This is a genomic window from Candidatus Tisiphia endosymbiont of Nemotelus nigrinus (genome assembly GCF_964026475.1).
In the GTDB taxonomy this organism is placed as follows: domain Bacteria; phylum Pseudomonadota; class Alphaproteobacteria; order Rickettsiales; family Rickettsiaceae; genus Tisiphia.
This window is the reverse complement of sequence record NZ_OZ032151.1, coordinates 386,076-400,353: the sequence shown is the minus strand read 5'-3', so window position 1 is coordinate 400,353 and position 14,278 is coordinate 386,076. Positions and strand designations below refer to the sequence as shown.

Here is a 14,278-nt window from a genome sequence, read left to right as displayed (position 1 = left end):
ATTTGTTGCACTGCTAATTAAGGCTGTTAATGCCGTTGCAGTTATTAAACCTAACCATGGTATTGTATAATATGTAGGGTATACTAAATACTTCTTCCTCTTCTAACTTTCGACAACTGTGGTAGCTATACATTAACTAATAACTCTACAACTTGTTCAAATTGCAATAAATATTCTTGTTCTTTATCAAGATCTTTTAATTTGAGACTATTGCTCATTTGTTCATCATCGCCAACAAAAATGGCATATTTAGCTTTTTGTAGATTAGCTCGGGTCATTCTTTTGGCTATTTTTCCTTTAGCATCTAAGGTAACAGAAATATTTTTTTGGCGTAATTGATTCGCTAAAATTAAACAATATTCTAAATTATTGTCGCTAATAGGGAAGATAAATACTGGCCTTGCTTTAGGTATGTTGTATTCTCTCATTAAGGCAAGTCTTTCAATTCCAGCAGCAAAGCCAATGGCTCTCGTTTCCGAGCCCCCCATAATTTTGCTCAACCCATCATATCTCCCACCAGCAAGAATTGTTGATTGACTACCAAGTTTGGTAGTAGTAAACTCAAAAGTTGTATGGCAGTAATAATCAAGCCCCCTTACCAACCTTGGATTAATGATATATTTTACATTAAGTAAATCTAAATATTTTAGCACATCATCAAAATATCTTGCAGTCTCGCTGTTATAATATTGAGACATTAGAGGACTATTTGCAACTATTTTTTTATCATTTTCATCTTTTGAATCTAAGATACGCATCGGATTTTTGATCAGTCGCTTTTGGCTATCTTCTGATAGTTCTAACTTATAATCATTGAAATACTCTACCAATTTCTGTTGGTAGAGAGTACGAGTTGCGGTGCAACCAATGGAGTTTATTTCTAAAGTTGTATCTTTATCTATTTCTAAAGCTTGAAGAATATCTAATGCAAGCTTAATTGTTTCAGCATCGTTACTAGCTCCTTCTTCTCCACCAATATATTCAAAGTTTATTTGATGGAATTGCCTTTGTCTACCAGCTTGTGGTCGGTCATAACGAAATACTGGACCACTTGAAAAGAACTTAACAGGTAGTGTTTGTTGCAGGTTATTAGATATAAAAGCCCTAATAATGCCAGCTGTAAACTCAGGTCTAAGAGAAATATTATTGTCACTCTTATCAAGAAAACTATACATTTCCTTACTTATTACATCAGAAGTTTCTCCAAGTGTACGATCGAATACTTTACTATATTCAATTATCGGCGTACTCATGGCTTGATAACCATAAAGTACACCTATATGTTTTGCTATGTTAATTATATAATCGTGAATTATATAATCCTCAGGTAGCAGATCTTTAGTACCACGTAATGGTTGTAGTGCATTATTCATACAAATTAAACTTACCGTTTCATAAAGAACAATCTAATAATATATAGAACAAACATGAGTGCAAACCAGTATATTAGCAATTGACCTGCAACCATCAGATTAAAATTACTATCAAACATTTGTATAGATAGTAGATATAGGCAGGCTACTAAAACAAATGGTGTAATGATAAATGCGGCAGGACATTTAAAGGGTCGTGTAGCATTTGGCATCTTTATCCTGAACAACATGACTATTATAGCAACTACTGAGTAATCGATTAGGGCTCCCATAGATGATAACTGAAAAAGAATTTCAGATGGGCAGAATCCACCTAATAATGCAGCAAGTACAGAAAATATTAAGATAGTGATATAAGGACTATCATATTTTGCATGCAGTTTTGCAAAACTTTTTGGCAATAACCCATCTCGGGCAATTACGTAAAAGATACGAGACGTACCATAAATATTCATCATCAGTACCGTAGCCATACCACATACTGCTCCAGTAGCAACAATGGCAGAACCAATGTTACTATTATTTAAGCTAAGAGCGTAAGCAAGTGGTTGATCGTTATTAAGTTGACCAAAAGGGGCTATACCAGTGGCTAGTCCAGCTACTATAACGTATACTATAGTTGAAATTACTAGTGAGCCAATAATACCGATCATTAAATCACGGTTTGGATTTTTGCATTCTTCAGCCGTAGAAGCTATAGTGCCAAAGCCTGTCATAGCAAAAAATAGGATAGATGCCCCAACTACCATATTATTAAAGCCAAAAGGTAGAAAATTCTGCCAATTTGTAACATCAAAATGTGGGGTAGCAGATACGATAAAAGCAAATATAGCTGCCATTTTTAAAAATACTAACAGAGCATTTAGCTTTTTACTATCTTTTGTTCCTAAATATAAAATAAAAGAGACAAATACTACAATAAGAAAAGCTGGTAAATTTATTATTCCACCATTGCTAGGTACTGTAGTTAAAGCTGTAGGTAAATGTACCCCACCTGCTGACAATATACCCTGAGCATATCCTGACCAACCAGCCGCAACTGCACCAGCAGCAAAACCGAGTTCTAGTATAATAACGCTACCAATTAACCAAGCAAATACTTCGCCAAAAGCTACATAAGAGTAAGTATATACACTACCAGAAGTAGGTAGCATTGTAGCCAATTCTGTATAAGCAAAGGCAACAAAAATACATGTTCCACCAGCAATAGCATAGGATAGCATAACTGCAGGACCAGAATATTTAGCAGCGACCATACCTGTTACCACAAATACACCCGTACCTATTATAGCACCAAGCCCTAATAATATTAGGTCAAATGCTCCTAGGGTTTTGCTAAGACCACTGGTCTTACCTAGTTCTTTTATTGATTCAAAACTTTTTTTTGTTAGAAAACTCATTTATCTCTCCAATTTTAATAATAGAAAATAACTATAGCTACCGGATAAGTTACTTATATCTCAGGTATTATTAGCGAGACCACGTGAGTGTATTGGCAATCATTTCTACCCACTTTTTGGATTGCTTTGTCGCTACCGAAGTGACCATAGCTATAGCGTTTTGCTGTTTCCCATGCGACTTGTAAATGCTACGAGTAAGGTGAGCTAAGTAAAACTTTCCGTCAACCTCTATCTCTGATAGCCTCTTGTATGAAAACTGATAGATAAAATTATACACAAGAATTGCAAAAAAGCTATTCTTTTTCTAGATTTTGTCAACAAAACCTAGAAAGAACTAAGAATTTGTCAGAAACTGGAAAAATAATGTCTAACAAAGTGTATTAAATTATTACACAATAATTCCTAAAAGGACAAAGATATTAATTTGCTATACTGCAAGATAGACCGTGTTTTTACTGCATTCGGTGTAACATTACCTAGCAACGGTGCAGCAGTGGGCTTATTGTCCAGTAGTGTGACTATATGTATACTGCGGTACTAAGCTTCGTTTTTCCTAAGAATCTCTCAACTACTATTTTGACTTATGCAGGAATTCTAATAAAAATGTAGGGTATGATTTATACTCACTTAATGGCATCTTGAACTATTTCCATCAATTTTTCTTTTGTCTCTTCTTTAGCACGTAGGCTGGCATAAACATCTTGCTTACTGTCATCTGTAATATGATTGACAAATGCAATAACACGACTACCTTTCTGTATCCAGCCAACAAACCACCCTTGTTGGAGGTCTAATTTCTGCATTCTGTCTTTGCTAAGCTGGAAACCATTGCCGGTTTTGCCATAGAGCTTCCAGCCACTTGGTAGCTCTTCCACAAAAAGGATATTTTTTGTCATTTCATGAGATTTTAGATTTACTGGTAGCTTGTTATCAAGAAGATTTTGTAAAAATACGATCTGCTCTTCAGGTGAAATCTCCAATGAACTGGATAGCCACGAGTTTATTAATCCATTATTTTTACCTTTATCCCCTGAAACATCCTGGTTTCCATAGTTAAATTTTGTAACATATTCTTGGAATTTACTCATCCCAAGCTTTTGCGTTAAAACTTGCGAGTACCATACACAACTATTCTTCATCCAAAGACTTGGATTATGAGATTGTTTCCATCTATCAAGCCAATCTACATAACCTTCTTTAAATGGCAACTCGGGATGAGTTTCATCCACAAGCAGCCCTTCATTGTATCCCATCAGACTAATGGCAATTTTGAATGTAGAACAAGGAGCGTAACGTGATTTGCAATCACCTTGTTGCTTGATGACTTTATTATTTTCTTTAACCAAAAAGCATCTTGTATCTGCCAATGCTGACGTACTAAACAATAACACCATATTTAACAATAAAGTTAACTTTTTCATTAGACCTCAAAATCTTTTATGTACAGTTCAGGATATTATACCAGTATATTCCTTATTCAATTCTCTAATTACCCACATCCATATAATACAGATTATACCAAATATTATCATTAAGTATATAGAAATAGATTGATAAGTTGCACAAGGCAAAATAATAAATATTAAAGACTGGAGAAGGGCACTGGCTGACTTTCCAAGCTTAGTCCCAATTACGTCAGCAGCTGCTTTACCTTTTGTCTTAAGTTCGGTATCTAAAGGAACATATGACATTTCTTTTGTAGAGTCAAATAAAGTATATTTACTCGATTTACTTAGAACATTGTTTACTAGTCCCATGGTAATAGCAATCAAAGAAGTATCAGTTAGCATAAAGCTAACCACAATTATTGCAGAAAACCCATCAAAATTAGATGCTAAGAAAAATAACATGCCTGTTATAAATACCATTATTGGTGTTATACTTGCTGCTGTAAACCAGCCCAACCTTCTTACAATGTTAGAGCCGAGAATAACAAATAAAATAGTAAATATGCCAGTAATACTTAGATAACTGCCAACAAAAGCAGCAAATTCCGTTGGTGTTTTATAAATCTTTGAAGCTGACGCTTTCCAAGGTCCTTCGACTAAATTTATAGCTATACCATAACAAACAAGTAATGTAGCAATTAATCTAATATATCTTGAAGAAACAACCATTTTAAAACTTTCTATAAGAGTTAGCGACTGTTTCTTGACAGAAAATTGTAGTTTTTCTACCTGAGCTTTATCCAATATTTTATGGTTCAACGTCCAGAAAGTTGCTAACGCTATTACGCCTAATACCAGTACACAGCCTAATATAATTTGTACTGAAAGTTCAGTTTCTGTATGTTGTAGGTCAAACGTTTTAATTAAAGATTGATTTAAATAAGCTAAATTTTCTAGAAATTTCCCTGATATATAAAGTCCTGTTTGAGCAAAAAGTCCAAATAAAGGATAGAATCTTTTCGATTGTTCCACCGAGGTTATATTATTAACAAATTGCCAAAAAAGTAACGCAAATATCACGCTCGGCCATAATTCTGCTATAATATAAAACATGGAAAAACTCCAATTAGATAAAAGCAATATAAACCATTTCAAATTGGGATAAGACTTTATTAAAATCCCAGCATGCTCTTTACTCAAATGGAATGCGAGATGATTGGGAAAAATATAAAAGGCAAATAAGGCAAAAAATAGTAAAAAAACTGACAATATAAGGTAGAATATATATTCACCCTTCATCTTGTTTACTAATTTTACATAAATTATCGACATCAGAAATGCCGAAGGTAGAACCCCCCAAAATTTAAGAAACGATACAGTTTCAGTACCAATCATAGTATTAATAAGACTGTCTTTTAAGGCTCTGATAATGTTTTGTATAAATAAAATACAAAACATCAACAATGTTACACTTAGAAACTTAGATAATTCACTCCTTCCGATAGGAAACATGTATTCTGATAATCTATTTGTTAGTTTTGAGGTGGGGGATGTGTTGCTAGTTATAGAAAGATACGAAACGATTCTAGAAATGACTGCCATATATGGCTCTAACCTACTTATTACTTGGCTAGAACCACATATTAAAGCTTTCTGTCTTGATAGTCAAGAAAAATATGTAGTAATCGTCAGAATAGATTTTCTCTCCTTATTAATTTTGCTTATATAATAATTCTTTACTTGTCATAATTCACTCCCCGACTTAATATGTGCTAGGTAGATTTAATTATCTCTTCTTTAAAAGAACTGCATACTCTGTAAGAAAAAGGATAAATAGATGCTTAAAAGTTTTGTTATTCATTTAAAAAATGTTATATTTTTTAAGTTTGTTATATGTTGCCTGTGTATTTTTATCATTTTATGGTTACTGCAAAGTCTGAATACAGATTATATAGAGTCGATTATCAAGAATCGTAATATTGAAGAATCTCTAGCTCAAGAAACGTTAAAATTATACTCTATAATCAATTCAAAACATAAAATACTAGAAACATACGCAAGATATTCGAAATTATTATCTATTTCTACTAGACAAAGTTGTTTAGAGCGAGCAAGGTTAATAACAAAAATTGATAGTTTATCAAAGAAATATAACCTAAATGAGCCAATTACTATATCAATTAAACAAGAATTCTTAAGTGGTATCAGAGCAGAGATAGGAACAAGTCAAAATACTATAAGAATAAAAAACTATGATGTTTACATAAGATTCGCTACTAAAGATTTTACAACCTTTTTGACGATTATAAAAGAAATATACTCTTGTATGCCGGAAAATACTATTGTACTATCTATAGACGTCAAAAAAGAATCTGTATTAGAACCCAAGGTTATTTATAAACTATCAACCGAAAGAATCCCTGATATGATCTTTACAAAACTTAACATGCGTATAAGAGAAATAACGGTAAATAAATAAGATTATGGATATCTTCAACAGTACAAATATTTCTATATGCAAAAAAAGCATATGTGAAGAGTTAATTAACAATATAACAAAACAAGCATGTTTAACACTTGCTAATATAATAGCTATTGATTACGAAATTAGACTTAAATCAATACCTGAAATTAAGGTTCATATAGGTAATTGTATTGGTAAATTACGAACTTTTTTGGGTCAGAAAGTTATTACAGATGATAGTTTTTCAACAGTTCTAATGTTGTTTTCGGTAGCAATCTCTCCGAGTACAGTCGACTATCAGGATAGAGATAATATTCTAAACAAATCAGAAGATATAGTAATTGATACAATAATAAATACAAATTTTGGTGAGGTAAAGTCTGAAGAGAGGGGAGTAATAAAACAAGTGGTAAAAGATTTGTTTGCAGCAAAAAATAGTTATGAATTAACAAATTTTATCCAAGTTGAACCAGAAATATTTCGTACAACGGTAATGCATGCGGTAAAAAAATATCAAAACCCCAAAGAGGTAAGTGATAATGTTCGATTGGAAATGAATAGAATAGTAACTGTTGCAGCAAAACATAATAAGAAAATGGAAATATTTAAACAAGCAACCAGCAAAATTATCACTGCTATTAGTGTTTTAGCAGTTGGGGCTATTAGTGTTGCAACAGCTGGAGCCACATTTGCTTTTATGGTAGTACCGGCTTCTATTCTAGCAATAGAATATGCTCCCAAAATAGGCGAGAAGATTGGTGGAATGATTCTCAGCGCTGATAACTCCATGAGCGAGCAAGAACAGAAAATTACTACTCTAAAAACTAATTTGTCAAAAAATAATAAGGAATTTTTGACTAAACAGCAATCAGTAGAGTATAATGCCGCTAAAGAACATCTATTAAATAGCGAGGTAAAGTCTGTAATTAATCAAAAATATAACAAATTAGATATAATAAAGACTCAGGTACAATCTAACTTACCTAGTAAAAGATCTCCGCAAAATGGTAAATCCTCAGGACAAGTTAAACAAAGGTAACAATATGCTAGCAACTTGGATTCTCCTTATATTTGCCGGATTATTTGAAATAGGGTTTTCTATATCGTTGAAATTGTCAGATGGTTTTACCAAAATAAAACCTATTATAGCTTTTGTTGTTTTTTCAATATTAAGTTTTGTTTGTCTCAGTAAAACTCTAGATAAGATACCTCTTGGTACTGCTTATCTTCTGTGGACTGGTATCGGAGCTGTAGGAACAGTAATAGTAGGAATAATGTATTTTAATGAGCCATACTCTGCCATGCGAGTTTTCTTTATTACCACTATGATAATTTCCATGATAGGTTTGAAGTTATCATGACTTTAAATATATGTGAAGTACGTCATCCTGAATTTATTTCAGTATCTGTTAAGCGTGTGTAATCTGAATCCTTCACCTCGTTCAAGATGACTAGACACTGTTAACAAAGCTTATTTGATTGATGAATTAATGGATTTTTTAGCGAAAATTAATAAGATTTTTGCCGGAATAGTATACCTATTTCAAAAAAATCTTATAATTTGCAGCTAAAAAGACTTTATTCACCAATTGAATAAACTTTGTTATAGCACTTAACATATATGTTCATATTAGTGCTAGGTTATAAGAACGAACAACCGTCATATGTGGACGAAGTCCATTGATGGGTTTGGACGGAGTCCATGCCGTCATTGCGAGGAGTCACTTTAGGCGACGAAGCAATCCAAAAGTTGCAACAGCACGCTGTTCATTTGGATCGCCACACCACTTCGTGGCTCGCGATGACGGTTGTTCGTTCTTATAACCTAGCACTAATATGAACATATATGTTAAGCGCTATAACAGTGTCTAATAACATTACTTATAAATAACTATGATCAGGCTTATTTACCCTAAATTTTGGCAGACCAAAAATATTATTGCCTATTTATTATTACCGTTAAGCTGGCTATATTTCTTTGCTAGTTATTTAAGAAGGATTACAGCTCGTCCAATAATATTTCCTTGCAAAGTAATTTGCGTCGGTAATATAACCATTGGGGGTACTGGTAAAACTCAAATAGTGCTCTTCCTTGCTCAGCTATTAAAAGCTATTAACATTGATTTTATAATTATCAGTAAAGGTTATGGCAGTAAACTTAAAACGGCATTGCTAGTTGAAGAACACCATACAGTAGCAGATGTTGGGGATGAATCAGTAATGTTATTAAAATATGGTAAAGTTATTGCCGCAAAGAAAATTCAAGATATAAAGCCTTTTATAGAACGGATTAAGCCAAAGGTGATTATAGTAGACGATTCAATGCAGAATCCTAACTTTCATAAGGATATTATTATTCTGTCAATTGATGCTAATAGGTTATTTGGCAATGAATTTTTAATTCCAGCTGGTCCTCTACGTCAATATCCCAAACAAGCTATTGACAAAGCTGATATAGTTATTTCAGTGGATTCCACTAATATTGATTCTTTCCCCTTATTTAAGGAATGCCTATCTTTTCAAGCTCAAATAGTGCCATCTATAAACATAGACAAGACAAAGAACTATTTTGCATTTAGTGGTATAGGAAATCCTGAAAGGTTTCTCTCTACATTAGAAAATTATGGACTACAATTAGTTGGTCATAAAGTTTTCCCGGATCATCATCAATATTCTGCAGAAGATTTAGAATATTTAAAAGAGCAATCAAAAAAATCTAACTCTCTGCTAATAACCACTAGAAAAGATTACGTAAGAATATGTGATACTGACTTGTCTGTAATATGTTGCGATGTACATTTATTATTAAATAATCAACAATTATTAGTAGATTTAATATATGAAAAAATTATTTAATAATATTAAATACCTATTAGAGTATTTTCTTGTTTTAATAATAGTGAAGATACTAAGAGCATTGGGTATCGACAAGTCTGTAAATATTTGTCGATATTTAGCAAGGAAGATAGGACCCTTATTACCAGTCAATAAAGTTGCAAAAGAAAATATCCAAAATATTTTAGGTAAGACCATATACACAAATGCAGGGTGTATAAATTCCGAAGCAATCATTAATCAAGTATGGGATAATTTTGGCAGTTTTATAGGAGAATTTCCATATGTTAGTAGGATGTCAGAGGAAGAATTATCTAGGCGGATAGAGATAAGTGGGCTTGAGAATATAATAGAATTCCAGAAACTACATCAACCATTCTTATTATTTACCGGACATTTTGCTAATTGGGATTTTGCACTTAAAATTATCAATAAATTTTATCCTAAATTTGCTATTATTTACCGTAGATTAAATAACCCTTATGTTGACAAACTAATTAACGATATGCGTACAAGTGGTGATATAAAACTAATTCCCAAAGGAGCAAAGGGGGCAAGAGAGCTAATATCTGCTATCAAATCAGGATATGCCATTGGCATGCTGGTAGATCAAAAAATGAATAATGGTATTGAAGTGCCATTTTTAGGGCAGCCCGCCATGACTGCTCATGCAATTGCTAAAATTGCATTACAGTTCAGCTACCCAATTATACCATTACAAGTGGTTCGCACTAATAGTAAAACCAGTTATTTTAAAGCTATTATTCATCCCCCAATAGAATTACAAAAAACTAATAATAATAAAACAGATTGTTATAACATAATGGTTACCATTAACCAAATTTTAGGTAATTGGGTTAAAGAAAACCCAGGCCAATGGTTCTGGTTTCATAATAGATGGAAGAAGAATAATAATAAATATTCTAAAGATAAATATTCAACGATTAAGTAATTGCAATTGCTTAATAAATATGTATACTCTCCTGCTTTGAAGAATTGATTTTGCAAATATACCTGTGAGGATATTCGCCTACGCATTCTTGTTTTACAATTAAATATGCATTTTTATAAAATAAATTAATAAAAGAATAATCTATGACAAGGGTAACACCTCCACAAAAAATTATATCTTTCGCTGAGAATAAATCTGATGTAGATAAAATTACTCAATTTATTATGGACGGTTGGGCAATAGTAAAGTTAATGCCTTATGGTAATTATTTTATTGGGGTCATGGAAAAAATGAATTATAACACCACTATAAATGATCAAGATCGAACTGTTTACATCCCCCCAAGAAAAAAAATCATTTTTACTTGAGCTTTTTCCCACTTTATTTTAAACTATTATCTAACCAATAATCATGCAGAACGGCAAATAAGGCACTATGTGACCTATTGTAAAAATTCATATTTTAGCCAATCAGAGCGTGGGAATAGGCTTTTGGAAAGAATAATTTCTTTATATCTACCTGTAAACAGAAAAATGAAAATCCTTTACAAACTTCTCCACACTCTTATAACGGCTTAATTCAAGCCAACCACTTGAACAGATACAATCTAATTCTTATTAACCTACTAGATTCTTAGCATACATTCTATAAAACTATCTCGGGCCTGACTATTTTGGGCATATAGTGGTTGTTGTTTGTCAAAAAAATATCGATTAAAAAAATAGCTAGTCAACTCAAATGCGTGTTTTTTATCATTATTAGTAATTTCACACTTAGTGGCGGTTAGGAATTGTGGTAAGATTAGAAGCCTGTCTTGATATGCCAGCCCTGCTGATAAACAGACAGCTTTCCCAGATTTTGGTGAGACATATTTTAGATTTTCTTGGCTACCTGTTAATGCACATTTATCCAGCTCAAGACCATATCCCGATTCTTGGAGTATGGCTAATTCCAATCTAACATATTCTTCAAAAGTAAAATTATTTGCTAAGCTACTCAAATATTTTACAAAAATTGGGAAGAAATTATTGTGATTTTCTCTCTCATGAAATGCTATTTTAATAAGGCTAATAATTGAATTAAAGGCATATAGCTTAATTTTATTAGTTATTAAAAGACCAGCGTAAGATTTTATTAACTCGCATTTAGCCATTCCTATATGCTCATGTAATCTAGCTTGCCAAAAAAAATCAACTATATTACCTTGCTGATTTATAGAGCCAGATTTTCTAGATGTTTCTCGTATCACCCCAGAGTATAAGCCATAATTCTCAGTAAAAACTGTAATAATAGACGAGTTTTCTTTTAATGGTTTTTTGGCAATTATTATTCCTATATCTTTAAAATTCATATGACCTAAATAGGTTTTTGATATTGTTATAAGTTCCTGAACCTCACAATGACACAATAATGAACTGGTTAGCTCTATATTTGAGATTGTTGCAACCGCATATGGCTGTATGAGTTAGGATCATCTTGCCAAAGTTCACGTACTTTTACAAAAAGAAAAAGATGAATTTTACAATCAAAGGCTATCTGCATTTCCATTCTTGTTTTAGAGCCTATTTCTTTAATTTTACAACCATTTTTTCCTAAAATAATAGTCTTATAAGAATCTCTTGAAACAACTATTACCTGATGAATTTTAATAGATTTATCGTTATTCTCCTGCCACATTTCAGTTTGGACAGTCAAATTATAAGGCAATTCTTGGTGAAGATTCAAGAATAATTGTTCCCTAGTTATCTCAGCTGCCAGAAACCGCATAGGCAAATTAGTAACATCATCCTCTTCATACAGCCAAGGTGATTCTTTAGCTTGGCTTTGGATATAATTGAGTAATTTATTGATATTTTTGCCGGATAAAACGGATATTCTTAATATATAATTATCTATAAACTGAGTTCTTAGAGTATTTTCTATTTCTTCTAGATATTTAGAAGAGCTATCAATCTTGTTTAACAAGAATATCAAATTTATTTTAAGAGTTTGCAACTTTTTAAGTATTTGTAAAGTAAATTGATCAATAGATTTCGTACTATCTATTATCAATAATACTAAGTCTATGCCATGTAAACTTGACCATGCACACCTTACCATTGCTTTCTCCAGCTGCTTATTTGGCTCGAATATACCTGGCGTATCTAATATTATCAGCTGGGTATCTTTTATAGTAACTATTCCGGTTATAATAGAGCGAGTAGTTTGCACTTTAGGGGTGACTATCGATATTTTTTGTCCTATAAGTTTGTTTAATAATGATGATTTACCAGCATTTGGTTTACCAATGATACATAGAGAAATTGTCTTTTGCATTTGAGTATATTTCCACGGACTAAACTTTACAACTTTAAATTGTTGAGATAGTTCATTAATTTACGGGCAGCGACTTTTTCTGCTTCCTTAACTGAATGACCAGTACCAGTTTGTTGATATTCATCCATTTGGACTAATACAGTGAAGGTGTATGCATGTGGTACTCCTTCTCTTTTAATAACTTGATATACAGGTTTTGCAGTTCCTTTTTTCTGCGCTAATTCTTGAAGAGTACTTTTAGGATCATAATCAGCTAAATCAATAATATCTATAAACTCATACCACAAATCATATATTATTTTTTTTGTGGTATCAATATTACTATCAAGATAAATGGCAGCAATTAATGCCTCCATAGTATTCTCGATATTATTAGGATTATGTCTTCCTCCTAATAATTCCTCACCGTAAGTCATAATAATATAGTCTGACAGATTGATTTTGGCAGCTACTTTACAAAGTAATTCTTTACAGACTAGATAAGCTCTAATTTTTGCTAATTTTCCCTCATCATAAGTAGAGAAATTTTTAAACAGAATTTCAGTAATGACAAAATTAATTATTGCATCACCAAATAATTCTAAACGTTCATAGTTTTTTGGAACTCCATGCTTAAGAACATCTTGCTTAATGACATTCTGCTTAAGGGAAGGATGGCTTAACGATTCAAGTAAGAAATCTTTATTTTTAAAACTATATCCTATATCTTGCTCAAGTTTTTCTGGAGCAGAGAGTGATGATTCTTTACTTGTGTTCATCTTGTATTTTATCTGTATAAAGAGAGGTAAATAGTCTGTTAAATCTAATAGACGCCAGCCAAGTACCAACACGGAATATTTGATTAATTATTCCGATATCGCTTTGCCATAATTGTTCTTTTGTAGAAAAATAAATAAATTGTCCTTTGGCAATAAAGTTTTTAAAGGGTACAAATCCTAAATCTATCCTACTATCATTTGATTCATCTCTGTTATCGCCAAGAAAGAAATATTTTCCTTCTGGTACATAAAATATTTCTGTATTACCATATTTATTTACTAACAAGTGATCATTTTGTTTTAATTTATAAGAAAAATATTTTACGCCATTAGGTAATATTTCCTTATATCTTATATAATTTTTTCCTTGTTCACTTGTATATATCCCAATTTCAATACGTTCTATAGCTTTGTCATTTATATATACTACGTCATTGATTAATTGTATTTTATCTCCAGGTAGCCCAATTAATCTTTTTACATATCGAATATCCATATTATTTGGTGGACGAAAAACTATTATATCCCCTCTTTGTGGTTGTGATGCAAATATTCTATTATTTAAAATATTAGGGCTGAAAGGAAAAGAATAATTACTATATCCGTAAGAATATTTTGTTGAAAAAATATAGTCATTCTCTAGTATTGTTGCTTTCATCGAACCTGTTGGTACAGTAAAATTCTCCATTACAAAAAATCTTATCATCAGTGCCAAAAATATTACAAAGATAAAAGATGAAAATTCCTGAATTGGTGTTTTTTTGTTAGTAACCTTACCTGTCGTTTGCATGT

Annotated in this window: 16 protein-coding genes and 1 pseudogene; 8 read left to right on the top strand and 9 right to left on the bottom strand. The window is 32.0% G+C overall.

Annotated features, from left to right (window positions below):
- Positions 1-125: 125 nt before the first annotated feature.
- From hisS to AAGD39_RS01945, 4 genes are all read right to left on the bottom strand, one after another.
- Positions 126-1,373 (bottom strand): histidine--tRNA ligase, encoded by a 1,248-nt coding sequence (gene hisS / locus AAGD39_RS01960; RefSeq protein WP_341756953.1) that lies wholly within the window; start codon positions 1,371-1,373, stop codon positions 126-128.
- A gap of 11 nt (positions 1,374-1,384) precedes the next feature.
- On the bottom strand, positions 1,385-2,773 hold the full coding sequence (locus AAGD39_RS01955) for an amino acid permease (protein WP_341756952.1): 1,389 nt from the start codon (positions 2,771-2,773) through the stop codon (positions 1,385-1,387).
- A 623-nt stretch (positions 2,774-3,396) separates the two neighbouring features.
- The gene (gene blaOXA, locus AAGD39_RS01950) at positions 3,397-4,194 is read right to left on the bottom strand and encodes a class D beta-lactamase (protein WP_341756951.1); all 798 of its coding nucleotides are present in this window, start codon (positions 4,192-4,194) and stop codon (positions 3,397-3,399) included.
- A gap of 27 nt (positions 4,195-4,221) precedes the next feature.
- The gene (locus AAGD39_RS01945; RefSeq protein ID WP_375359800.1) at positions 4,222-5,763 is read right to left on the bottom strand and encodes an Npt1/Npt2 family nucleotide transporter; all 1,542 of its coding nucleotides are present in this window, start codon (positions 5,761-5,763) and stop codon (positions 4,222-4,224) included.
- Between AAGD39_RS01945 and AAGD39_RS01940 the strand changes: the two genes are divergently transcribed.
- The 4 genes from AAGD39_RS01940 to AAGD39_RS01925 all read left to right on the top strand — a co-directional run bounded on the left by AAGD39_RS01940 (position 5,672) and on the right by AAGD39_RS01925 (position 7,986).
- On the top strand, positions 5,672-5,890 hold the full coding sequence (locus tag AAGD39_RS01940; protein WP_341756949.1) for a hypothetical protein: 219 nt from the start codon (positions 5,672-5,674) through the stop codon (positions 5,888-5,890). The genes AAGD39_RS01945 and AAGD39_RS01940 overlap by 92 nt on opposite strands.
- Before the next feature lie 108 nt (positions 5,891-5,998).
- Positions 5,999-6,640, top strand: coding sequence for a hypothetical protein (locus tag AAGD39_RS01935; RefSeq protein ID WP_341756948.1), 642 nt, complete (start codon positions 5,999-6,001; stop codon positions 6,638-6,640).
- Between the two features lie 4 nt (positions 6,641-6,644).
- Positions 6,645-7,664, top strand: a complete 1,020-nt coding sequence (locus AAGD39_RS01930; protein ID WP_341756947.1) for an RP853 family protein — start codon at positions 6,645-6,647, stop codon at positions 7,662-7,664.
- Positions 7,630-7,986, top strand: coding sequence for a DMT family transporter (locus AAGD39_RS01925; protein ID WP_341756946.1), 357 nt, complete (start codon positions 7,630-7,632; stop codon positions 7,984-7,986). The genes AAGD39_RS01930 and AAGD39_RS01925 overlap by 35 nt, the downstream gene beginning before the upstream one ends.
- A 360-nt stretch (positions 7,987-8,346) precedes the next feature.
- On the opposite strand, the gene AAGD39_RS01920 is transcribed toward AAGD39_RS01925, so the two are convergent.
- A complete protein-coding gene (locus tag AAGD39_RS01920) occupies positions 8,347-8,469 on the bottom strand; it encodes a hypothetical protein (protein WP_341756945.1) in 123 nt (40 codons plus the stop codon).
- A gap of 49 nt (positions 8,470-8,518) precedes the next feature.
- On the opposite strand from AAGD39_RS01920, the gene lpxK reads away from it, so the two are divergent.
- The 4 genes and pseudogenes from lpxK to AAGD39_RS01900 all read left to right on the top strand — a co-directional run.
- Positions 8,519-9,481 carry a tetraacyldisaccharide 4'-kinase gene (gene lpxK / locus AAGD39_RS01915; protein ID WP_341756944.1) on the top strand — a complete coding sequence of 321 codons (963 nt, stop codon included), beginning with the start codon at positions 8,519-8,521 and terminating at the stop codon, positions 9,479-9,481.
- Entirely contained in the window at positions 9,465-10,412 is a 948-nt protein-coding gene (locus tag AAGD39_RS01910; RefSeq protein ID WP_341756943.1) for a lipid A biosynthesis lauroyl acyltransferase, read from the top strand. The genes lpxK and AAGD39_RS01910 overlap by 17 nt, the downstream gene beginning before the upstream one ends.
- 143 nt (positions 10,413-10,555) lie before the next feature.
- Complete coding sequence (locus AAGD39_RS01905; RefSeq protein WP_341756942.1) at positions 10,556-10,780, top strand: DUF2674 domain-containing protein; 225 nt, start codon at positions 10,556-10,558, stop codon at positions 10,778-10,780.
- Between the two features lie 21 nt (positions 10,781-10,801).
- Positions 10,802-10,962: pseudogene (locus AAGD39_RS01900) on the top strand (IS66 family transposase); the annotation flags it as partial.
- Positions 10,963-11,037: 75 nt separating this feature from the next.
- Here AAGD39_RS01900 and recO read toward each other — a convergent pair.
- The 4 genes from recO to lepB form a co-directional block, all read right to left on the bottom strand.
- Positions 11,038-11,763, bottom strand: coding sequence for a DNA repair protein RecO (gene recO / locus AAGD39_RS01895; protein WP_341756941.1), 726 nt, complete (start codon positions 11,761-11,763; stop codon positions 11,038-11,040).
- Positions 11,764-11,837: 74 nt separating this feature from the next.
- Entirely contained in the window at positions 11,838-12,728 is an 891-nt protein-coding gene (era, locus tag AAGD39_RS01890) for a GTPase Era (protein WP_341756940.1), read from the bottom strand.
- A 26-nt stretch (positions 12,729-12,754) separates the two neighbouring features.
- Positions 12,755-13,486: a ribonuclease III gene (gene rnc, locus AAGD39_RS01885; protein ID WP_341756939.1), complete on the bottom strand. Its 732-nt coding sequence runs from the start codon at positions 13,484-13,486 to the stop codon at positions 12,755-12,757.
- Complete coding sequence (gene lepB, locus AAGD39_RS01880; protein ID WP_341756938.1) at positions 13,473-14,276, bottom strand: signal peptidase I; 804 nt, start codon at positions 14,274-14,276, stop codon at positions 13,473-13,475. The genes rnc and lepB overlap by 14 nt, the downstream gene beginning before the upstream one ends.
- Positions 14,277-14,278 lie beyond the last annotated feature (2 nt).